Source organism: Stenotrophomonas sepilia, assembly GCF_003244875.1.
Taxonomy (GTDB): domain Bacteria; phylum Pseudomonadota; class Gammaproteobacteria; order Xanthomonadales; family Xanthomonadaceae; genus Stenotrophomonas; species Stenotrophomonas sepilia.
This window is the reverse complement of the sequence record NZ_LXXZ01000040.1, coordinates 254,220-273,241: the sequence shown is the minus strand read 5'-3', so window position 1 is coordinate 273,241 and position 19,022 is coordinate 254,220. Positions and strand designations below refer to the sequence as shown.

Annotated in this window: 20 protein-coding genes and 1 pseudogene; 14 read left to right on the top strand and 7 right to left on the bottom strand. The window is 67.6% G+C overall.

Annotation, left to right across the window (positions count from 1 at the left end; genetic code table 11):
* The first annotated feature begins 9 nt into the window (after positions 1–9).
* From A7X97_RS07820 to A7X97_RS07785, 8 genes and pseudogenes are all read left to right on the top strand, one after another.
* Entirely contained in the window at positions 10–543 is a 534-nt protein-coding gene (locus tag A7X97_RS07820; RefSeq protein WP_072168804.1) for a ZrgA family zinc uptake protein, read from the top strand.
* Positions 540–1,235, top strand: a complete 696-nt coding sequence (locus tag A7X97_RS07815) for an ATP-binding cassette domain-containing protein (protein WP_061479410.1) — start codon at positions 540–542, stop codon at positions 1,233–1,235. Before A7X97_RS07820 ends, A7X97_RS07815 begins: the two co-directional genes overlap by 4 nt.
* Positions 1,228–2,481, top strand: a pseudogene (locus A7X97_RS07810) (ABC transporter permease). Before A7X97_RS07815 ends, A7X97_RS07810 begins: the two are co-directional and overlap by 8 nt.
* Positions 2,482–2,483: 2 nt before the next feature.
* Positions 2,484–3,035 carry a DUF3299 domain-containing protein gene (locus A7X97_RS07805; RefSeq protein ID WP_072168802.1) on the top strand — a complete coding sequence of 184 codons (552 nt, stop codon included), beginning with the start codon at positions 2,484–2,486 and terminating at the stop codon, positions 3,033–3,035.
* Positions 3,025–3,645, top strand: a complete 621-nt coding sequence (locus A7X97_RS07800; RefSeq protein ID WP_072168801.1) for a DUF3299 domain-containing protein — start codon at positions 3,025–3,027, stop codon at positions 3,643–3,645. The genes A7X97_RS07805 and A7X97_RS07800 overlap by 11 nt, the downstream gene beginning before the upstream one ends.
* Positions 3,645–4,391, top strand: a complete 747-nt coding sequence (locus A7X97_RS07795) for a hypothetical protein (protein ID WP_072168800.1) — start codon at positions 3,645–3,647, stop codon at positions 4,389–4,391. Before A7X97_RS07800 ends, A7X97_RS07795 begins: the two co-directional genes overlap by 1 nt.
* 148 nt (positions 4,392–4,539) lie before the next feature.
* On the top strand, positions 4,540–6,072 hold the full coding sequence (locus A7X97_RS07790; protein WP_088497545.1) for an MFS transporter: 1,533 nt from the start codon (positions 4,540–4,542) through the stop codon (positions 6,070–6,072).
* 4 nt (positions 6,073–6,076) lie between these two features.
* Positions 6,077–6,634: a TetR/AcrR family transcriptional regulator gene (locus A7X97_RS07785; protein ID WP_072168799.1), complete on the top strand. Its 558-nt coding sequence runs from the start codon at positions 6,077–6,079 to the stop codon at positions 6,632–6,634.
* A gap of 195 nt (positions 6,635–6,829) precedes the next feature.
* Here the strand turns inward: A7X97_RS07785 and A7X97_RS07780 are convergent, their stop codons facing one another.
* Positions 6,830–7,711: an AraC family transcriptional regulator gene (locus tag A7X97_RS07780; RefSeq protein ID WP_088497546.1), complete on the bottom strand. Its 882-nt coding sequence runs from the start codon at positions 7,709–7,711 to the stop codon at positions 6,830–6,832.
* A 106-nt stretch (positions 7,712–7,817) separates the two neighbouring features.
* On the opposite strand from A7X97_RS07780, the gene A7X97_RS07775 reads away from it, so the two are divergent.
* Positions 7,818–8,354 carry a carboxymuconolactone decarboxylase family protein gene (locus A7X97_RS07775; protein WP_072168797.1) on the top strand — a complete coding sequence of 179 codons (537 nt, stop codon included), beginning with the start codon at positions 7,818–7,820 and terminating at the stop codon, positions 8,352–8,354.
* Between the two features lie 56 nt (positions 8,355–8,410).
* On the opposite strand, the gene A7X97_RS07770 is transcribed toward A7X97_RS07775, so the two are convergent.
* Positions 8,411–9,409 (bottom strand): TraB/GumN family protein, encoded by a 999-nt coding sequence (locus A7X97_RS07770; protein WP_111007771.1) that lies wholly within the window; start codon positions 9,407–9,409, stop codon positions 8,411–8,413.
* A gap of 205 nt (positions 9,410–9,614) precedes the next feature.
* Positions 9,615–10,454 (bottom strand): formate dehydrogenase accessory sulfurtransferase FdhD, encoded by an 840-nt coding sequence (gene fdhD, locus A7X97_RS07765; RefSeq protein ID WP_072168795.1) that lies wholly within the window; start codon positions 10,452–10,454, stop codon positions 9,615–9,617.
* 244 nt (positions 10,455–10,698) lie between these two features.
* Between fdhD and A7X97_RS07760 the strand changes: the two genes are divergently transcribed.
* From A7X97_RS07760 to A7X97_RS07750, 3 genes are all read left to right on the top strand, one after another.
* Positions 10,699–12,984, top strand: coding sequence for an FdhF/YdeP family oxidoreductase (locus A7X97_RS07760; protein ID WP_111007770.1), 2,286 nt, complete (start codon positions 10,699–10,701; stop codon positions 12,982–12,984).
* Positions 12,985–13,007: 23 nt separating this feature from the next.
* A complete protein-coding gene (locus tag A7X97_RS07755; protein ID WP_088497595.1) occupies positions 13,008–13,349 on the top strand; it encodes a hypothetical protein in 342 nt (113 codons plus the stop codon).
* Between the two features lie 116 nt (positions 13,350–13,465).
* Positions 13,466–14,005: a DUF411 domain-containing protein gene (locus A7X97_RS07750; RefSeq protein WP_080376956.1), complete on the top strand. Its 540-nt coding sequence runs from the start codon at positions 13,466–13,468 to the stop codon at positions 14,003–14,005.
* 116 nt (positions 14,006–14,121) lie between these two features.
* On the opposite strand, the gene blaL1 is transcribed toward A7X97_RS07750, so the two are convergent.
* On the bottom strand, positions 14,122–14,991 hold the full coding sequence (blaL1, locus tag A7X97_RS07745) for a L1 family subclass B3 metallo-beta-lactamase (protein ID WP_088497549.1): 870 nt from the start codon (positions 14,989–14,991) through the stop codon (positions 14,122–14,124).
* Between the two features lie 202 nt (positions 14,992–15,193).
* Here blaL1 and A7X97_RS07740 point away from each other — a divergent pair, with 202 nt between their 5' ends.
* Together A7X97_RS07740 and A7X97_RS07735 are read left to right on the top strand one after the other, a co-directional pair.
* Positions 15,194–15,460, top strand: a complete 267-nt coding sequence (locus A7X97_RS07740; RefSeq protein ID WP_005416705.1) for a hypothetical protein — start codon at positions 15,194–15,196, stop codon at positions 15,458–15,460.
* A 9-nt stretch (positions 15,461–15,469) separates the two neighbouring features.
* On the top strand, positions 15,470–16,642 hold the full coding sequence (locus A7X97_RS07735) for a low temperature requirement protein A (protein WP_088497550.1): 1,173 nt from the start codon (positions 15,470–15,472) through the stop codon (positions 16,640–16,642).
* Between the two features lie 69 nt (positions 16,643–16,711).
* Here the strand turns inward: A7X97_RS07735 and A7X97_RS07730 are convergent, their stop codons facing one another.
* The 3 genes from A7X97_RS07730 to A7X97_RS07720 are packed head-to-tail and all read right to left on the bottom strand — an operon-like array spanning position 16,712 to position 18,949.
* Positions 16,712–17,263 (bottom strand): DUF1697 domain-containing protein, encoded by a 552-nt coding sequence (locus tag A7X97_RS07730; protein ID WP_088497551.1) that lies wholly within the window; start codon positions 17,261–17,263, stop codon positions 16,712–16,714.
* Positions 17,260–17,901, bottom strand: coding sequence for a response regulator transcription factor (locus tag A7X97_RS07725; protein ID WP_088497552.1), 642 nt, complete (start codon positions 17,899–17,901; stop codon positions 17,260–17,262). The genes A7X97_RS07730 and A7X97_RS07725 overlap by 4 nt, the downstream gene beginning before the upstream one ends.
* The gene (locus tag A7X97_RS07720) at positions 17,894–18,949 is read right to left on the bottom strand and encodes a sensor histidine kinase (protein ID WP_088497553.1); all 1,056 of its coding nucleotides are present in this window, start codon (positions 18,947–18,949) and stop codon (positions 17,894–17,896) included. The genes A7X97_RS07725 and A7X97_RS07720 overlap by 8 nt, the downstream gene beginning before the upstream one ends.
* Between the last annotated feature and the right edge of the window lie 73 nt (positions 18,950–19,022).

Genomic DNA, 19,022 nt, shown 5'->3' with positions numbered 1-19,022 from the left:
GGGATCCCCATGAAGCGTTCTGCTGCTCTTTTCCTGCTGCTGACGGCCAGCACCGCGCAGGCCCATGACGTCCGCCAGTTGGGTGCGCATGTGCACGGCCAGGCCACCGTCGATGTTGCGCTTGACCAGCAAACACTGGAGTTCGCCCTGCAGGCCCCCGGCATCGGCATCCTTGATTTCGAGCGGCCGCCGGCCAATGCGGTAGAGCAGGCCGCGCTGGCGCGAGCGACTGCGCTGTTGAAGGGGGGCAGCTGGGTCACCCTGCCTACCGCGGCGGGCTGCCGCCTTTCCGGCAACGATGCCAAGGCCGAGGGCTTCGATGCGTCGGCTGCCGCGCCGCCGCCAGGCCAGCACCGGCACGCGGGGTTCAGCGCAACGCTGCAGTACCACTGCGCCAGGCCGGCCGAGCTGCGGGCCATGGTCGTGCGCCTGCCCGTACTGTTCCCGGGCCTGCACGAAGTGATCGTCAACAGCGCCACGGCTCGCGGCCAGAACCGCAGCGTGTTGACTGCGGACAACCTGCGCGTGGTGCTGGCACCGTGAGCCTGCGACCGGTGATCGCGTTGGATGGCGTGCAGTTCGGCTATGGCCGGCGCCTGGTGCTGGATGTGCCGCGGCTGTGGATCGAGCAGGGCAGCAGCGTGCTGCTGCGCGGGATCAGCGGTGGCGGGAAGAGCACGCTGCTGGGCCTGCTGGCGGGCGTGTTGCTGCCCGGCAAGGGCAGCGTGGAGGTCGCCGGCCACGCACTGCAGGCGATGCGTGGCGCCGCACGCGACCGCTTCCGTGCCGACCACCTGGGCGTGATCTTCCAGCAGTTCAACCTGCTGCCGTTTCTGAGCGTGCGCGACAACATCGCACTGGGCCTGCGCTTCTCGCGCGTGCGCAGCGCGCGCATCAGCGGCCCGGTGGATGCCGAGATCACCCGCCTGCTGCAGGCCCTGCAGCTGGACCCGGCGCTGATGCAGCGGCGCGCAGGCACACTCAGCGTTGGCCAGCAGCAGCGCGTGGCGGCGGCACGCGCCCTGATCGGCCGCCCGGCGTTGCTGCTGGCAGATGAGCCAACCTCGGCGCTCGATCGCGACGCGGCCACCGCGTTCCTGCAGCTGATGTCTGCGCAGTGCCAGGCGGCCGGCACCACGGTGCTGGTGGTCAGCCATGACGACAGCCTGGAGCGGTTGTTCGACCGCACGATTGCCCTGTCTCAGATCAACCAGGCAGGTGCCGGCCATGCTTGAGCTTGCCTGGGCCAGCCTGCGCAGCCGTGCCGTGAGCGTGGGCCTGACCGTGCTGGTCATCACCCTCAGCGTGGTGCTGTTGCTGGGCGTCGAGCGCGTGCGCACGCAAGCACACGAAGGCTTCGCCAGCACCGTGTCCGGTACCGACCTGATCGTCGGTGCGCGTTCGGGGCCGGTGAACCTGCTGCTGTACTCGGTGTTCCATATCGGCGACCCGACCAACAACGTGTCCTGGCAGTCCTACCAGGCGCTGTCCGCAATGCCGCAGGTGAAGTGGGCGGTGCCGCTTTCGCTGGGCGATTCCTGGCGCGGCTACCGCGTGGTCGGTACCAGCGATGCCTATTTCGAGCACTACCGCTACGGCGCCGGGCACGTGCTTGCATTTGCGAGCGGACGGCCGTTCGATGACCTGTATGACGTGGTGATCGGTGCCGAGGTGGCACAGGCACAGAAGGTCGTCCTCGGTGATGAGATCGTGCTGGCGCACGGCACCGGCGCAGTCACCCTGGCCAGGCACGCCGACAAGCCATTCCGTGTCACCGGCATCCTGCAGCGCACCGGCACGCAGGTCGACTCGTCGCTGCTGGTCTCGCTGGCGGCCATCGAGGCGATCCATGTCGACTGACGCTCGGGCGTGCAGCTGCGCAGCCAGAGCGTCAGCGCCGAGCAGGCGCGTCATCTGGACCTGACCCCGACCAGCATCACCGCCTTCATGCTCGGCCTGAACTCGCGCATCGCGACGTTCTCGGTGCAGCGCAGGATCAACGAGTACCCGGACGAGGCGATGCTGGCGATCCTGCCCGGCGTGACGCTGCAGCAGCTATGGCAGTCGCTGGGTACCGCCGAGCGGGCGTTGCAGCTGATCAGTGCGATGGTGGTGCTGCTGGGCATGGTTTCGCTGGTGGCGCTGCTGGTCTCGACCCTGCAGGAGCGGCGGCGTGAGATGGCCATCCTGCGTGCCACCGGGGCACGGCCGGGTTACATCGCCGGCCTGCTGGTGGTGGAAGCGGTGGCGACCAGTGCGGTGGCGTGCGTGCTGGCCCTGTCGCTGCTGGTGGTCGCCAGCATTGCCGGGCGCGGCTGGGTACTGGCCACCTTCGGCCTGTCGATCACCCATGTCTGGCCGGATGGCCGCGAGCTGGCGTGGGTGGCGGGGGTGCTGGCGATCAGTGCGGTGGCTGGGCTGGTGCCGGCATTGCTGGCCTACCGGCGCACCTTGGCCGATGGCCTTTCACCGGGAGGCTGAGCATGCGCTGGATGCTGTCATTGCCGATGGTGCTGGCGCTGGCAGCCTGCGAGCGGCCGGTGGATACGGGCTTACAGGCCTTGCCACCCGCGCCGGTGGTCGACCGCGAGGACCCTGCAGGCGCTGCGGAGCAGGAGCTGGACTGGTTGCAGATGATGCCGAAGGATGAGCTGGCCGCGCTGGAGCGGGGCGAGGGCCCGGAGGTCGAGCACAACGGCAACCGGCGCATGCCGCAGTTCGGCACCTTCCGCACGGTGGACACGGTCCTGCAGCGACCGGTGCGCCTGCCAGGCTACGTGGTACCGCTGGCCAATGCGCAGGACGGGCGGCTGACCGAATTCCTGTTCGTGCCGTACTACGGCGCCTGCATCCACGTGCCGCCGCCGCCGCCGAACCAGATCGTGCACGTGGTGCTGCCGCGCCCGATCGAGATGCCGGACATGTACTCGCCGTTCTTCCTGGCCGGCACCCTGCGTGCCGAACGGCTGGATGACGATCTGGCCGGCTCGGCGTACACCATGCGCGATGCGGAGCTGAGGCCGTATGAACCGTAGCCCCCTTTTGCTCATGCTGGGATGCCTGTGGCTGGCGGGCTGTACGTCGCCGGGCGGCGATGCCGTGGCGGTCGTGCCGCAGGACAAGCCGGCGCCCTCCGCCACGGCCGAAGCCCCGATCGACCGTTGGGACGCGTTGCGGCCCGACGAAGTCACCTATCAGCGCCCGCCCCCGCAGATCGGCCTGTCACGCAATGGGATGGACGGCGTGGGCGGGCTGATCGACGACACCGGCTCGGGCACGCCGCCGGGGCAGGAGATCGACCATTCCAGCCCCGATCGCGCCAAGCAGTTCGGCTCCTCGCGCGTGGTCGATGCTGCCGATGGCCGCGCGGTGGACCTGGATGGCTACGTGGTACCGCTCGGCACCAACGATGCCGGTCTGGTGGATGAACTGCTGTTCGTGCCGTTCTACGGGGCCTGCATCCACGTGCCGCCACCGCCGCCGAACCAGATCATCCACGTGACCCTGGCGACGCCGATCGCGCTGGGCGATCTGTGGGATCCGTACCGGTTGGCCGGCCGCCTGCGGGTGAAGCGCTTCGATGCGGACATTGCCAGCGCGTCCTACGATGCCGCCGCGGCCACGCTGACGGCGATCCACAACTGATGCGGCGGCGCTGGGTCCTGGCTGCCGGGGTGCTACTGGGCGCAGTTGTGCTGCTGGTGTGGTGGCAGCGGCGGGCTGCACCCGCTGCGCCGCCGGAAGTCGCGTTCCCGGCACCGGCGTCCGATGCCCGCCAGCGCATCGAACAGCGCTTGGGCGATGACCACGCGTTTCGCAATGACGTGCTGTTCCTGCTCGCGGCAACAGTGCGCGACCGCTGCCAGCCGACGCAGGCCGGGCTGCTGGCGCGCATGGCCAATCGTGCGTCGTTGCCGGTGCTGGCGGCGGTCAGTGCGGTGACCCAGCAGGATCCAACGCTGGACCGGCCGATCTACCAGTACATCCAGCATCGCGCTGATGCGACGCCGTGCGGCCAGCCGCTGCAGATGCCGCTGGCCGGTGGGCGCAGCCTGGCGGTGGACATCGAGCAGTACGCGCGCACGTTCCCGGACAGCTATTTCGACCCGCAGCGCAGCAGCGAACCACGGGATTTTGGTGGGGTGTCGTTGCAGCAGCGGGCCGGCAATGCCTGCAACAGCGTGGTGTATTCGGTGTTGCCGCTGGGTGGCACCGATTGGCGGTGCAGCAGCCTGCGCGCCAATGCCCGGGCGCGGGTGCGCGGGCTGTGCGAGGACGAACTGCGGCGCCAGCATGGGAATACAGGTGGGGAGCTGGACATGGCCGTAGGGCAGGGCATGCAGGCGGCCGTGGTATCAGCCATCGCCGCGCTGCCGGAACACTGCCGGTGATGATCCCTGACACCGGCCACACTCGGCAGGCGCGGCGCGGCAACATGAACATTGGCCGGACCCCAATCTGAACCGGTGGTACAGTTTCCGTAACTATACCGGACATCCTGTATAGTTACGGTGGTACTTCATCCCATCAGGTTCTCCCATGGCTCTGTCCCAGCCCTTGGCCGGCGCTCCGGCCCTGTCGCGTGCCCGTCGGTGGGCACTGTTGTTCACCGTCGCCGCCGGCCTGCTGCTGGTCACGCTGGATAACTCGGTGCTCTACACCGCACTGCCCACACTGACTGGGGAACTCTCGGCCAGCGCCGGCCAGGCGCTGTGGATCATCAATGCCTATCCACTGGTAATGGCCGGCCTGCTGCTGGGGGCGGGCACGCTGGGCGACCGCATCGGCCACCGCCGCATGTTCCTGATCGGCCTGGTGGTGTTCGGCGTCGCCTCGCTGGCAGCGGCGTTCGCCGACTCCGCAGCACAGCTGATTGCCGCACGTGCGTTGCTGGCGGTCGGCGCGGCCGCGATGATGCCGGCCACGCTGGCGCTGATCGGCCTGAGCTTCCACGAAGAGCGCGAACGCAACATCGCCATCGCCATTTGGGGTTCGGTGGCCATCGTCGGTGCGGCGCTCGGCCCGATCATTGGCGGCTGGCTGCTGCAGCATTTCTGGTGGGGCTCGGTGTTCCTGATCAACGTGCCGGTGGCGGTGGTCGCCTTCGTGGCCACGCTGCTGCTGGCGCCGGAAGGACAGCGCGACACCTCGCGGCCGTGGGATCTGGTTTCGTCGCTGCTGGCATTGACGGCACTGTCCGGCCTGGTGCTGGCGATCAAGTCGCTGATCGCTACGCCGCCGTCGTATGCGCTGGGCGCGGGCGCGCTGCTGTTGGCTGTCACCAGCGGCGCAGCGTTCGCACGCCGCCAGCAGCAGCTGCCGTACCCGCTGCTGGACTTCGCTATCTTCCGTAATCCGGCGTTCCTGGCCGGCACGCTTTCGGCGGTGTTCACCCTGTTCGCGATGGCCGGCCTGCAGCTGGTCACCACGCAGCGCTTCCAGCTGGTGGCAGGTTTCACGCCGCTGCAGGCGGGCCTGCTGGTGTCGGTGGCGGCGCTGGGCAGCCTGCCCAGTGCGCTGCTGGGCGGCAGCATCCTGCACCGGGTGGGCCTGCGCCCATTGATCTGCGGTGGCCTGGCTACGGGCGCGCTGGGCGTCGGCCTGGTGGCGTTCGGCTTCCCGCACGGCCTCGGTTGGGTGATCGCCGGCATGGCGATCACCGGCTTCGGCATGGGTTCGGCCATCTCGGTGGCGTCCACGGCCATCCTCAACAACGTGCCGACGCACCGCGCGGGCATGGCGTCTTCCGTGGAAGAAGTGTCCTACGAGTTAGGTGGCCTGCTGGCGGTGGCGATGCTGGGCAGCCTGAGCGCGGCGATGTACAGCGTGTTCCTGCCGGTCTCGGCCGATATGCCCGCGCTTGCCCGCGAGGGTTTCACCCAGGCGCTGCATGCCGCGCGCGAGAGCGGGCAGGGTGATTGGTTCGCACTGGCTGCGGCGGCATATGACCGTGGCTACCAGAGCGTGCTGCTGGTGATCACGGCGGTACTGGCGCTGGGCGCGACGATCCTGGCGCACCTGCTGCGTGGCCGGGCCGGCAGCCGTGAGGGCGCGGCCGATCGCGTAAAATGACGCCATGAGAACCAGCAAGCGCGACCGCATCCTCGACGCCGCCGTCAACGTGATCAATCGTGACGGCGTGCGTGCGGTGACCTTCGAGTCGGTGGCGGCCGAGGCCAGGCTGACCCGCGGCGGCCTGCTGTACCACTTTCCCTCGCGCGAGGCGCTGCTGCGCGGGATCGACGAGTACCTGGCGCAGGCCTGGGAGGCGTCCATGGAAACGCTGCTGGGGAAGCGTGCGGACGAAGCCTCGGCGCTGGAGCGTTACCAGACCTTCGTGCGCGTGTCGGCCCAGAGCGCCACCCGTGCCGAACTGATGTTCATGCTCGAATCGGCCGACCCGGAGGCGGGTGAGCGTCCGTGGGGCCCGGCGGTTCAGCGCTGGGCACCGTCCGCGCCGGAGGCCGGGAATGTGGATCCGACGACGCTCGACAATTTCGTGGCGCGCCTGGCGGCCGACGGCCTGTGGATCTACGAGGCGATGTACGAAGGGCAGCTGGATGAAGGCGTACGTGCCCAGGTGGCCGAGCGCATCGCCGGGCTGCTGGCAAAGTCTGACGGCACGTCCAGTTGAGCGGCCAGCCGGCGCGCCGACATCGCCCGTGGTAGAGCCGACCGCGGGTCGGCAGCCCTTCGGTCAGGCCACGGAAATGCCGCTTCGATCGCCCGTGGTAGAGCCGACCGCTGGTCGGCTGCCCTTCGGTCAGACAACGAAAATCCCGCGCGTCGCGCGATAGTCGACCAGCGGCCGACTCCACCCCTCACCCATTTACCGAGCCTGCGTGGCGCTCGCGGCCAGCCACGCCCTGGGCGATGCCCCCAGCCGCTTGCGGAACGCCTTCGACAACGACGCGGTATCGGCAAACCCCACCTCGACCGCTACCTGCTTGACCGCCACGCCGGCCCGCAGCTGCGCGCAGGCCAGGCTCAGCCGCCAGTCCAGCAGATAAGCGGCCGGCGTCGCCTGCATCACCTCCTTGAACACTGCCGCGAATGCGCTGCGCGACATGCCGGCGGTCGCGGCCATCCGGGGCAGCGTCCATTCGTCCTGCGGTGCCTGGTGCATCGCCACCAGCGTGCGTGCCAGCCTCGCGTCGGACAGCCCGCGCATCAGTCCGTGACTGACGCCCGCTGCATCCGGGTGGTCGACCACCCAGCGCAGGATCTGGATCAGCGCCACCTCGAACAGGCGATTGGTCAGCAGCCGTGAACCGCAGCGCTGGCGATCGGCCTCGGCAAACAGCAGCTGCAGGGTGTCATCCAGTTCGCCGATGGCCGCCAGCGGTACTACCATCACCGGTGGCAGCGACTGCACGATCGGATTGCGCGCACCGCCATCGAAATCCAGCGTGGCGCAGGTGAAATCCGGGCCATCCAGCGGCGCGTTGAAGAACACATGGTGCAGCGGCTGCGGGTACAGCAGCAGGCTGGGTGTGTCGATCTTCAGCCGGGGCAGCGCGATATCGCCGTCGGGATGGCGGACTTCCATTTCACCCTGGCGCAGGATGTGCAGGAACGCACGACCGGGCTGCGGCTCGAAGACATGCCGCCCGCACAGCGGGCCACTGTAGAACAGCGCCGCCTGCACCCGGAAGCGTTCCAGCAGGCAGGAGAGTCGATCTGGCGCAGGGGCGGCGGCGGGCATGCTCATGGACGTATGGACAACATGTATGGCGAATTACGACTGATGCGTCCGGCGAGTCTACCTAGGATGAGCGGGTCGTCCAATCCCGGGCGCTTTCCCAAGGAGATCCACCATGTCCCGTGTCCCCCTGATCGATGCCGCCAACACCACCGCCGACCGCCAGGCCCTGCTGGGCCAGGTCCACGCCGCTTTCGGCGCCACCCCGGCCATGTTCCGCGCCGTGGCCAACTCGCCGGCCGCCCTGCAGAGCATGTGGGGTTCGTTCGGCGCGCTGGGCGGCGGTCGCCTGTCGCCGCTGCTGGGCGAGCAGATCGCCGTGGCCATCGCCAACCGCAACGCCTGCGAGTACTGCCTGGCCGCGCACACCGCGCTGGGCCGCAAGGCTGGTGCCAGCAGCGAGCAGATGGCGGCCGCGCAGATCGGCCAGTCCAGCGACCCGGCCACTGCGGCGGCGCTCGACTTCGCGTTGAAGGTGGTCGAGCAGCGTGCGCAGATCGCCGACGGCGACGTGCAGGCGCTGCGCGCGGCTGGCTTCGATGATGAGCAGATCGTGGAGATCCTCGCGCATGTGGCGCTCAACCTGTTCACCAACTACGTCAACGTGGCGTTCGACGTGCCGGTGGACTTCCCGAAGGTCGCGCTGCGCTGAGTGCAATTGCTCCGGGCAGCAGAGTGCTGCCCGGACTCAGGCCCGCAGCTCAGTGGCTACGCCGGCTGGAAGCTGAAACCGCGTTCGCGCAGCGCTCTGATGTAGCCATTCCCGTCGAACGCATCTGCAATATCGAGCATCGCAAGCGTGGTTGATCTTCCCGCAGTTACGGTTTCCACTGCGCTGAGCCAGGCCTCGCGTCGAAGCGTGTCCAGCTCGTTGCTGCCAGTCGCTGTCACGTGCATATCCATAGGCACGTCATGCCCACACATGCCAAGGGCATTGCCCTGCGCCCAGGCCTTGGACTGAACACGGGCGGTATCGTGAAGGCGACGGAGTCGTTCGACCTGCACCGCAAACCGTGTCGTGTCATCCAGTGCAGGATGCGGTTTACCGCAGTCGTCAGCTGCCGCGATGTCGATAGCCAGTTCAGTGCGCGGCACGAAGTAGCGCGCTCCACCCGCGCGTCCTATCCTGCGCAGCTCCTTGCAGAATGCCTTCGGCGACTCCAGCCGATGCCTGGCCATGACGGCCTTGCGCAGCGCTCTGGCCGCGAAGTGGGGACGCAGGCGTTCCAGCTCGATTGGATCGATTCCGCACTCATTCAATGCCGCTTGCCATTCTGCATGGACGTCCGCCGGCAGAACATCCTTCAGGGTCAGGTTGTCGGGATTGTGGTGGATGGTTTCGGCTTCAGACACCGCGCGGGCCAGTGTGAACAACGCGCTCAGTCCCGAGCCCTCCCATCTGCCGGTGATGTCCACCTTCGGCCGGCCCAGAATGGTGTGCGCAACCGCGGCAATGCGTCCTGCTTCGCCCGTCACGCATCGCATCGATCCGGGTAGCGCGGTGGGGACGGGCAGGATCCACAGGTGGGCCTCTTCACGCCTTGCCTGCCAGAGCGCCGGACCTTCTGCACGGATCGTGGGGGGAGGCAGGGCATCCGTTACCTTGGTTCCGCGGCTTCCGGAAGCCGGCGCACCTGCCAACGTACGGTGCACGGAAACATCAAGGGAAACCGACAGCAGTGAACGTGGTTGCCGGGCAGCCGACATGGGGAACTCCAGAAAGGACCATGATGAGTGTCCTCGATGGTGCGTGGCGCGCCGATTGTCGGCTATCGGACTACGACGATTTCGCCTTGGCTGGGCGAGGGGCCCGGAAGCCGTTGCGGTAGAGGCGACAGTTAATCGACTGCTCGTCCTTCAGGTGCCCGGAAACCTCGCGCCACGAGTGATAGTCGACCCTACGCAGCGGAGATTACCGGTCGTCCGCCTGCAACCGGTCCGGATGGGTATACACATTGAACCCGCTCTCCCGCGCGAACCCGACCAGGCACAGGCCGGCACTGCGGGCCAGGTCGATCGCCAGCGCGGTCGGCGCCGACACTGCCGCCAGCACGCTGGCGCCGGCGCGCACCGCCTTGCTGACCATTTCGTAGCTGGCCCGGCTCGAAATCACCAGCAGGCCGCCTTCGATGGCGTGTTCGTTGTGGTGCAGCGCACCGATCAGCTTGTCCAGTGCATTGTGGCGGCCGACGTCCTCGCGTACCCAGCCGATGCGCCCACTGGCGTCGGCCCAGGCCGCGGCGTGGATCGAGCCGCTTGCCGCATTCATCGGCTGGTGCTGCGCCAAGGTGGCCAACGCCCGCTGCAGGGCGGTGGCGGAATAGCTGCGGCGCTCGCGGATCTGCGGCAGTGGGCGCAGCACTTCTTCCAGCTGGCGCGTGCCGCACAGGCCACAGCCACCACGGCCGGGCAGCAGGCGCCCCTTGTCGGGGTCGAGGTTTGCGCCGGGCGCAGCCTCGTCCACGGTCATCTGCAGCTCGATGCCTTCCAGCTGTGGGTGGATATCGATCGACAGCAGCTGCGAGGGCGCGCTGATCAGGCCTTCGCTGAGCGAAAATCCGAGTGCGAAGTCCTCCAGATCACAGGGTGTGGCCATCATCACGGCAAAGGCGGCATCGTTGTAGCGCAGCGCCACCGGCACTTCCTCGGCCACCACGTCGACCCGCTGCTGTTGCGTGCCGCCGCGCCAGCGCTGCAACGGGCGTTGGGCGGTGCCGGCAGGCGGGGTGTGCGGCGGGATCGAATCAGGCATGCAGCGCGTCCGGACAAGGGAGAAACGCGGGCGGGCCACCGCCTGCGGTTTCGAGGATAGCGCAGTGGTCGCGCGCAGACGCGGCTGTAACCGTTGCCATGGCAGGTTGTGCTGAAATCAGCCTGTGCCCTCTGGCGAAGCGCCGTGGGCCGTGCTTGACTGTGCGGCTGGCCGTGCCACTGAATGCACCGCCGGACCGCGTTGTGCCGTTCGTTGCTGCGTTCCTTCCGCCAGGTTCCCGAACATGTCCGAGCAGAAACCGCCGCGTTACAAGCCCTACAACCAGCCCGCCGGAGGCTGGGGTGCCGCCGGCGCCACGGCCAAGGTGCTGCTGCAGCAGAGTGTGATCGGCAAGGGGTCGAAGGCATTGCTGGCGATGAACCAGCCCGGTGGCTTCAAGTGCCCCAGCTGTGCGTTCCCCGATGCCGACGAACGCAGGAAGCTGGAGTTCTGCGAGAACGGCGCGAAGGCACTGGCCTGGGAAGCTACGGAGTTCCGGTCCGGCCGCGAGTTGTTCGCCCGGCATACCGTGACCGAACTGATGGCGCAGACCGACTACTGGCTGGAGATGCAGGGCCGGCTGACCGAGCCGATGCGCTACGACGCAGCCACCGACCACTATGTGCCGTGCAGCTGGGAAGATGCCTTCGCACTGATCGGTCGCCACCTGCAGGCGCTGGACAGTCCTCACCAGGCCGAGTTCTACACCTCCGGGCGCACGCCCAACGAAGCGGCGTTCCTGTATTCGATCTTCGTGCGCGAGTTCGGCACCAATAATTTCCCGGACTGCTCGAACATGTGCCACGAGCCGACCAGCCGCGGGCTGCCGCCGGCCATCGGGGTGGGCAAGGGCACAATCGTGCTGCAGGATTTCGAGCACGCCGAGGCCATCTTCGTGATTGGCCAGAACACCGGCACCAATTCGCCGCGGATGATGAGCAACCTGGTCGAAGCACGCAAACGCGGCATCCCGATCGTGGCGGTCAATCCCATGCCCGAGCGCGCGCTGATCCGCTTTGCCGAGCCGCAGGACGTGGTGCAGATGGCCACGTTCGGCTCGACCGCGATCACCAGCGAGTTCGTGCACATCCGCATCGGCGGCGACCTGGCCCTGATCAAGGGCATGATGAAGGTGATGTTCGAGCGTGAGGCACAGGGCGAGCGCGTGCTCGACCATGATTTCCTGTCGGAACACACGGTGGGCCTGGAGGCGCTGCGCGAAGACGTGATGGCGCAGGACTGGGACCAGATCGTGCAGGTGTCCGGCATCTCGGAGGCGCAGATCCGCCGATGCGCAGAGATCTACATCCGCTCCAACGCCACCGTGATCTGCTACGGCATGGGGCTGACCCAGCACCAGTATGGCTCGCGCCTGCTGCAGCAGGTGGCCAACCTGCTGATGTTGCGCGGCAACTTCGGCAAGCCCGGTGCCGGCATCGGTCCGATCCGCGGACATTCCAATGTGCAGGGCGACCGCACCGTCGGCATCGACGAGAAGCCCAAGCCGGCCTACCTGGACCGCGTGCAGCAGGTGTTCGGCTTCGATCCGCCGCGTGAGCATGGTCACCACGTGGTCGAGTCGATCGAGGCGATGCTGGCGGGCAGCGCCAGGGTTTTCATCGGCCTGGGGGGCAACTTCATTCGTGCGGTGCCCGATACGCCGCGTGCGTACGAGGCGATGCGTGGGCTGGACCTGACCGTGGGCATCGCCACCAAGCTCAATCGAGGTCATCTGGTTCATGGCCGCGATGCGCTGATCCTGCCGGTGGTGGCGCGCTCGGAGCGCATCGTCACGCCGGCCGGCGAGCAGTTCGTCACCATCGAAGACGCGATGTCGAACGTGACCGCCTCACGCGGCGTGCTCGAGCCGGTCAGTGCCGATGTGTTGCCCGAGGTCGAGATCGTCTGCCGCATGGCGATGGCCACACTGCCGCACAGCAAGGTCGACTGGATGCGCTGCATGCACGACTATGCCTCCATCCGCGCGCTGATCGCTGCCGTGTACCCGGAGATCTACGCCGGCTTCAACGAGCGCATCCAGCAGACTCATGGCTTCCACCTGGACATTCCGCCGCGCCGCCGGGTGTGGCCCACGCCCAACGGCAAGGCCAACATCCTGGTGATGCCCGGCCTGGATGTGGACGATCCGGTGCACGATCCGGACTTGTTGCGGTTGGCTACCGTGCGCTCGCATGATCAGTACAACACCACCATCTACAGCTACAACGATCGCTATCGCGGCGTGTACAACGATCGCATGGTGCTGTTCATGAACATCGAGGACCGGCTGGCGCGCGGGCTGGAGAAGGAGGCGCTGGTCAGCCTGGAGACGATCAGCGGCGATGGCGTGCAGCGCCGCATCGAGGGCCTGACGGTGCTGGACTACCCGATGCCGCGCGGCGCGCTGGCCGGTTACTACCCGGAACTGAATCCGTTGCTGCCGCTGGACTACTACGACCGGATCAGCGGCACACCCGCAGCGAAGTCGATCCCGGTGCGGATGCGGGCGATGGCGGCGGCGATTGCGTGACGCGCATCGGCTATCATCGGCGGGTGAACCTGCCTGACCTGCTGCTGCGATGGATGCTGCTCGTTGCCCTGGTGCTGAATGCACCGGCGCTGGCGCTTGCCTCGTCTTCGTACGGCGGGTCGGGCAACCAGGATCACTGCGCTGCACCACACGCGGCTGCGCTGGCGGCAGCCGGCTGCTGCGATGATGCGGCCCGGGCGGCCTGCCAGAGCGGTGAGTGCGAATGCCCGCCGGCCTGCCTTGGCATGCTGGCCACGTTGAGCGGAACGCCCGCATCGCCGTGGCGCGAGGCACCTGTAGCCGCGCGCTCCCAGCAACGCGCATCGCCGCCGATGCCGGACCCGTTGCGTCCCCCCATCGTGTGATGTCCTGCAGGCGCTCAAGCGCCTGCCATGCCTGTTCGACTTTTTCTCGCCTCTGCCTGCGCCTTCGATGCGCGGGCGGCGGGCCGCGTTGTCCGCCTCTGCAAAGGAATTACTCAATGAACCGCACTCTCTCCCTCGGCCTGCTGCTGGGCACCGTGCTGACCACGACTGCCTGTGCACGTGCCGCCGAAGAATCCGCCGCCGCACCGATCGCCAGCGCAGCACCGGTGGCACCGATCCAGGCCGGCCCGGCCAAGGTCGATCCGGTCTTGCCGGTGGCCATCGTGCACAAGACTGCCAGCTGTAGCTGCTGTGGCATCTGGGTCGACCACCTGAAGGCCGCCGGCTTCCAGGTCGAGGTGCGCGACACCGATGACATGAATCCGATCAAGGTTCGCCTGGGCGTGCCGGTCGGCAAGGCCTCCTGCCATACCGCCGAGATCGGCGGGTATGTGGTCGAGGGCCACATCCCGGCCGAGGACATCAAGCGCCTGCTGGCCGAACGCCCGGCCGCGCGCGGGCTGGTACTGCCCGGCATGCCGGCCGGTTCGCCGGGCATGGAAATGCCGGATGGCTACGTGCAGCCGTACACCGTCGAGCTGGTGCGCAACGACGGCAGCACCGAGCCGTTTGCCCAGCACGGGCAGGGTGGCTGATGGACGGCGGGTGCCGGTTGTCCTGACCGGCACTCTTCGACGCGTCCTGTGGATAGCCGAGCCTACGCTCGGCTGTTGTCGGCCGGCAAGCCGAGCATGGGCTCGGCTCTACAGGATCAGCGTGCCGTGGCCGTTTCCTTGGCCAGCTGCGCGTCGAACTTCTTCTCTGCCGCATCCGCGTAGGCTTTGCAGCTCAGTACCTTCTCGCTGGCGTTGCTGCCAGCAGCATAGTTCCAGTTGCTGGCGCCCGGATGCGGGGTCAGCAACAGGTCGCAGGGCAGGCCGCGCACCGTAGCGAAGCTGCGTCGGTAGTCCTCGACCAGGCGGGGATAGCGGACATTGCCCTGCAGCTGGTAGCCCGGCGCGCTCAGGCTGTCGGCATAGGCGATGCGCACCGGCTTGCCATCGCGCGTATCGGTCCAGGTCCAGGCGGTGCTGCCCGGGGTGTGCCCGGGCATGAAGTGGGCGGTGAACTCGATGCCACCCACCGTGACCACTTCGCCATCCATGATGATGCGGTCGGTGCTGGCCGGCGGAAAGGTGATGCTGTCGCCAAAGTGCAGGTCGTTGCTGCCGCCGCGCGCCAGCAGCACCGCTGATTCGGCGTTGGCTACCACCATCGCACCGGTACGGCGCTTCAGTTCTGCCACCGGGCCCGCATGGTCGGCATGCGCATGGCTGAGCAGGATCAAGCGCAGGTCCTGCGGCGCCACGTCGCGCACCTTCATGTTGCTGATGAGGTGGCTGGCCATCTGCGGCATGCCGCCGTCGAGCAGCACCGCGCCGTCGGCGGTCTGCACCAGTAGCGCGGTCAGGTCCTCAGTGCCGATCTGCCAGGTATGGTCGGCGATCTGCAGCGGCGCCATCGGCTGCAGCCAGGATGGGTCTACGGTGTAGGCCTGCAGCTGTGGCAGCGGTGTGTCGGCGGCAGTGACATCAAAGGCAAGTGTGGCAGTCAGGGCAAGGGTCGTCAGGCAACGGCGCATGGCGGAGAGGGGTCTGGATAGGGTCGGATGAAGCTAGCACGTACCCTGGACGGCCCGTTTCGCGAATAACTCATGGCTGCCATAAGGTCGCCGCAGCCGATGCCGGGATTGTTCGCTTGCTCTGGACTGTGAATCCATCTCCACGGGCTGTTGCGCACAATCGGCCGGGGCTAGCCTGTTCCCAGGCTCAAGGAGGTGGACCATGCATGTGCTCATGGTGATGCTCGGCGGCGTGCTCCTGCTGGGCGTGTTCCTGCTGTTTGGCCGTCTCTGGAGCGTGGGCACCTCGCAGCTGCCCACGGCGCTGATCGCCTTCATCGCTACCTGGCTGCTGGTGGCCGTGGCCAACATGTGGGTGGGGGTCAGCAAGGCCGGTTACGCGGTACGCGAGGAGTTGCCGATCCTGTTGCTGGTGTTTGCCGCGCCGGCGTTGCTGGCCGGTTTCCTGTACTGGCGCCTGGCGCGCTGAAGGAGTTCCATGCGTACCCGACTGCGCTTGCCCGCGCTGCGCCACCGCGACGGCCACCATGCCCGCGTGACCTACGAAGAACTGTTCTTCGATCTGGTCTACGTATTCGCGGTCACCCAGCTCAGCCACCATCTGCTGCACCACCTGGACCTGGCCGGTGTACTGCAGACGCTGGTGCTGTGGTTCGCGGTCTGGCTCGGCTGGCAGTACGCGTGCTGGGTCAGCAACTGGTTCGACCCGGAGGCGCCGCGCATCCGCGGCCTGCTGTTCGCCACCATGCTGCTGGCGTTGTTGATGTCCTCGTCCATTCCCGAGGCGTTTGCCGATCGTGCGTGGATCTTCGCCGGGGCGTACGCCACGATGCAGGTCGGACGCACCGCGTTCGTGCTGCTGGAGGTCGGCCGGAGCCATCCGTTGGCACCGAACTTCCGCCGCATGCTGGCCTGGGTCAGCGTGTCGGCCTGCCTCTGGCTGGCCGGCGCGGCGGCCGAGGGCAACCTCCGCCTGGCATTGTGGGCGGTGGCGGTGGCCTGCGAATACATCTCGCCGATGTTCGGCTTCGCGTTCCCGGGCATGGGTCGTTCGCACACCCGCGACTGGACTATCGAGGGGGGGCACCTGGCCGAACGCTGCCAGTTGTTCGTCATCGTCGCACTGGGCGAGACGTTGCTGGCCACCGGTGGCGTGCTCAGCGACGTCGAGCATTGGAGCCTGGAAGTGGTTTCAGCGGTGTTGGCCACCTTCGCCGGCACGATTGCCATGTGGTGGCTGTACTTCGGCATCTCCAGCCGCGATGCCACAGAGGCCATCACCCACGCCGAAGACCCCGGACGGATGGGCGCCAACTTCCACTACGTGCATGCATTGCTGATCGCCGGCATCATCGCCACGGCGGTGGGCAATGATCTGGTCATGGACCATCCGGGGGTGGCCGTCACCACGGTTTACGCCAGCGTGATGGTGGCAGGCCCGCTGATCTATCTGCTGGGCAGTGCCCTGTACAAACGCGTGGTCTATGGGCACGCGCCGCGCTCGCATCTGCTGGGCGCGGTGGCGCTGCTGGTGCTGGGGCTGATGCTACCGCACGTGCACCTGCTGGCCGCCGGATGGCTGACCAGCCTGGTGCTGCTGGGCGTGGGGCTGCTGGATACGCGATTGAAGCGCCGCTTGCAGCGGGCGTGACCCGTTGGGTCCGCCCACTGCTTCAGCCTCCACGGAGCGCGAGCGCAGCGCAGTGCCTGAGGGTCGACGCTACCGCCTCCGGCCAGCACGCGGATTGCTGGCAGGCCAGGTAAGCGCTGCGGCCATCACTGCAAGCTTGCCGATTGTGTTCATATTGCGGGCGGTGCCGTGCTGGGCATAGGGCACCCGCAAGCGCGAGTCGGCCATGCCGGCACCGTAGTGGATGAAGATCTCGCGCGTGCCGAGTGCAAGCTGTTCGTCGCGCCGGCCGGTCACGCCGTCCAGCGGATCGGCAGGCAGGCTGCCGTCGAGGAACAGGGCGACCACACGGTTGCCGGCCGCCTGTGCAAACGGGTTGCGTGCCACCACACCGGCAATCTCGTTGGCCGTGCGCACCAGCACGCCCACCGGCTTGCCGGCATAGGCCTGGAGCCGCTGGCCGAGGGCCTGGCGCACGCCTGCTTCGTCGAGCGAGCTGCGCAACACCACGTTGCCGCTGGCGATGTACGTGCGGACATCGGCGAAGCCTGCGTCCTCGCACATTGCCACCAGTTCGCGCATCGGCAGCTTGCCGGTGCCGCCGACATTGACCGCGCGCAGCAGCGCGACGTGGACGTTCATGGCGTACCCGCCTGCAGGCGGTCGTACATGCGCACCAGGTCGACCAGGGTGCGTGCGCCCATCTTGCGCATCACCTGCGCACGGCGCACCTTCACCGTGATCTCGCTGACGCCGAGATCAGCGGCGATCTGCTTGTTGAGGCGGCCGCGCACCACGCCATCGACCACCTCGCGCTCGCCGGCATTGAGGGTGTGCCAACGCAGCTGTAGCGCGCCGAGCGCCTTGTCCTCGCGGCGGCGCTGGCGGTCGATCTCGATGCCCTTGTGGATGGCATCGAGCAGCTCCTGGTCACGGAAGGGCTTGGTCAGGAATTCGATGGCGCCACCCTTGATCGCGTTGACACCCATCGCGATGTCGCCGTGGCCGGTGATGAACACCACCGGAAGCTGCAGGCCGTGGTTGCCCATCGTGCGATGGAATTCAAGACCGCTCTGGCCGGGCATTCGCACGTCCAGCACGAGACATGCCGGTGCGTCTTCCAGCGCGTGTTCGAGGAGGGCCTGGGTGGAGGCGAAGGCCCGCACCTGCAGGCCCATCGAGGCCAGCAGGTCTTCCAGTGCCGCGCGCACCGACGGATCGTCGTCGACCACATAGACGATGGGTGCCGGATCGGGGTTGGCGGCAGTCGGCTTACGCATGGTGGGCGTCCGTGGCAATGGGCAGGTCGAACACAAAGCAGGCACCGCCGCCTGCCGGTCGTTCGGCACGGATCTGGCCGTCGTTGGCTTCGATCATCGAGCGGCTCAGGCTGAGACCCAGCCCCAGACCGTGCGACTTGGTGGTCCAGAAGGCATCGAAGACGCGTTCGGGATGGTCGGCGGGCAGGCCGACGCCGCGGTCACGCACACTGAGGCTGATCCGCTGGCCGTTGCGCCGGGTCAGCAGGGACAAGCGTCGGTCGGCGGTGGGCACGGTCTCCATCGCGTCCACCGCATTGAGGATCAGGTTGCCGATCACCTGCTGCACCTGCACGCGATCGGCCTGCACCGGTGGCAGCTCGGTGTCCAGCAGCAGTGCCACGGCCACGCCATGCCGGTCCAGCTCGCTGCGCGACAGCGCCAGCATTTCCTCCACCGCTTGGTTCAGATCGAAGGCGCGTCGCTGCGGTGCCGCGCCCTGGGTCAGGCCGCGGATGCGGGCGATCACGTCACCGGCACGATGTGCATCGGCCAGGATGCGGGCCACGGTCTGCCGCGCCTTGTCCACGTTGGGTGGATCCTGCGCGAGCCAACGCTGGCAGGCTTCGGCGCTGCTGGCGATGGCCGCCAGCGGCTGGTTTACTTCATGCGCGATGGAGGTGGTCAGCTCGCCCACGGTGGAGGCGCGCGCTACCCGCAGCAGGCGGCCCTGTGCTTCCTGCACGGCGGCCTTGGCCGCTTCCATGTTCAGGGCAAGGTAGGTGGTGATACCGATCACCAGCATGCCAATGACCGAATTGACCAGGCCGATGCGGTAGGTGCCGAAGCGGGTCAGGAAGAAGCTCAGCCCGGTCAGCGCGATGCAGGCCAGGGCAAGCGTGATCAACCCGCGTGCGCCCAGCACGCGCGATGCGGCCAGGATGACTGCCGCGTAGAAGCAGGCGGCGGCAACCGCGTAATCGGTGACGGTGTCGATCAGGAAGATCGCCGCCATCACGACGAACAGGGCCAGCAGCACCAGTGGGCGGCGGGGCGACAGCGATGGCATCGGGACGGCTCCCTGGCGTGGGGTGAAAGGATAGCAAAGCCGCCATCGGTGGATGCCGGCCTTGGTCGGCACC

Coding starts and splice junctions, on each gene's coding strand:
- A7X97_RS07820 (WP_072168804.1), top strand. CDS start 10: ATGAAGCGTTCTGCTGCTCTTTTCCTGCTGCTGACGGCCAGCACCGCG.
- A7X97_RS07805 (WP_072168802.1), top strand. CDS start 2,484: ATGCGCTGGATGCTGTCATTGCCGATGGTGCTGGCGCTGGCAGCCTGC.
- A7X97_RS07800 (WP_072168801.1), top strand. CDS start 3,025: ATGAACCGTAGCCCCCTTTTGCTCATGCTGGGATGCCTGTGGCTGGCG.
- A7X97_RS07795 (WP_072168800.1), top strand. CDS start 3,645: ATGCGGCGGCGCTGGGTCCTGGCTGCCGGGGTGCTACTGGGCGCAGTT.
- A7X97_RS07790 (WP_088497545.1), top strand. CDS start 4,540: ATGGCTCTGTCCCAGCCCTTGGCCGGCGCTCCGGCCCTGTCGCGTGCC.
- A7X97_RS07785 (WP_072168799.1), top strand. CDS start 6,077: ATGAGAACCAGCAAGCGCGACCGCATCCTCGACGCCGCCGTCAACGTG.
- A7X97_RS07780 (WP_088497546.1), bottom strand. CDS start 7,711: ATGAGCATGCCCGCCGCCGCCCCTGCGCCAGATCGACTCTCCTGCCTG.
- A7X97_RS07775 (WP_072168797.1), top strand. CDS start 7,818: ATGTCCCGTGTCCCCCTGATCGATGCCGCCAACACCACCGCCGACCGC.
- A7X97_RS07770 (WP_111007771.1), bottom strand. CDS start 9,409: ATGTCGGCTGCCCGGCAACCACGTTCACTGCTGTCGGTTTCCCTTGAT.
- fdhD (WP_072168795.1), bottom strand. CDS start 10,454: ATGCCTGATTCGATCCCGCCGCACACCCCGCCTGCCGGCACCGCCCAA.
- A7X97_RS07760 (WP_111007770.1), top strand. CDS start 10,699: ATGTCCGAGCAGAAACCGCCGCGTTACAAGCCCTACAACCAGCCCGCC.
- A7X97_RS07750 (WP_080376956.1), top strand. CDS start 13,466: ATGAACCGCACTCTCTCCCTCGGCCTGCTGCTGGGCACCGTGCTGACC.
- blaL1 (WP_088497549.1), bottom strand. CDS start 14,991: ATGCGCCGTTGCCTGACGACCCTTGCCCTGACTGCCACACTTGCCTTT.
- A7X97_RS07740 (WP_005416705.1), top strand. CDS start 15,194: ATGCATGTGCTCATGGTGATGCTCGGCGGCGTGCTCCTGCTGGGCGTG.
- A7X97_RS07735 (WP_088497550.1), top strand. CDS start 15,470: ATGCGTACCCGACTGCGCTTGCCCGCGCTGCGCCACCGCGACGGCCAC.
- A7X97_RS07730 (WP_088497551.1), bottom strand. CDS start 17,263: ATGAACGTCCACGTCGCGCTGCTGCGCGCGGTCAATGTCGGCGGCACC.
- A7X97_RS07725 (WP_088497552.1), bottom strand. CDS start 17,901: ATGCGTAAGCCGACTGCCGCCAACCCCGATCCGGCACCCATCGTCTAT.
- A7X97_RS07720 (WP_088497553.1), bottom strand. CDS start 18,949: ATGCCATCGCTGTCGCCCCGCCGCCCACTGGTGCTGCTGGCCCTGTTC.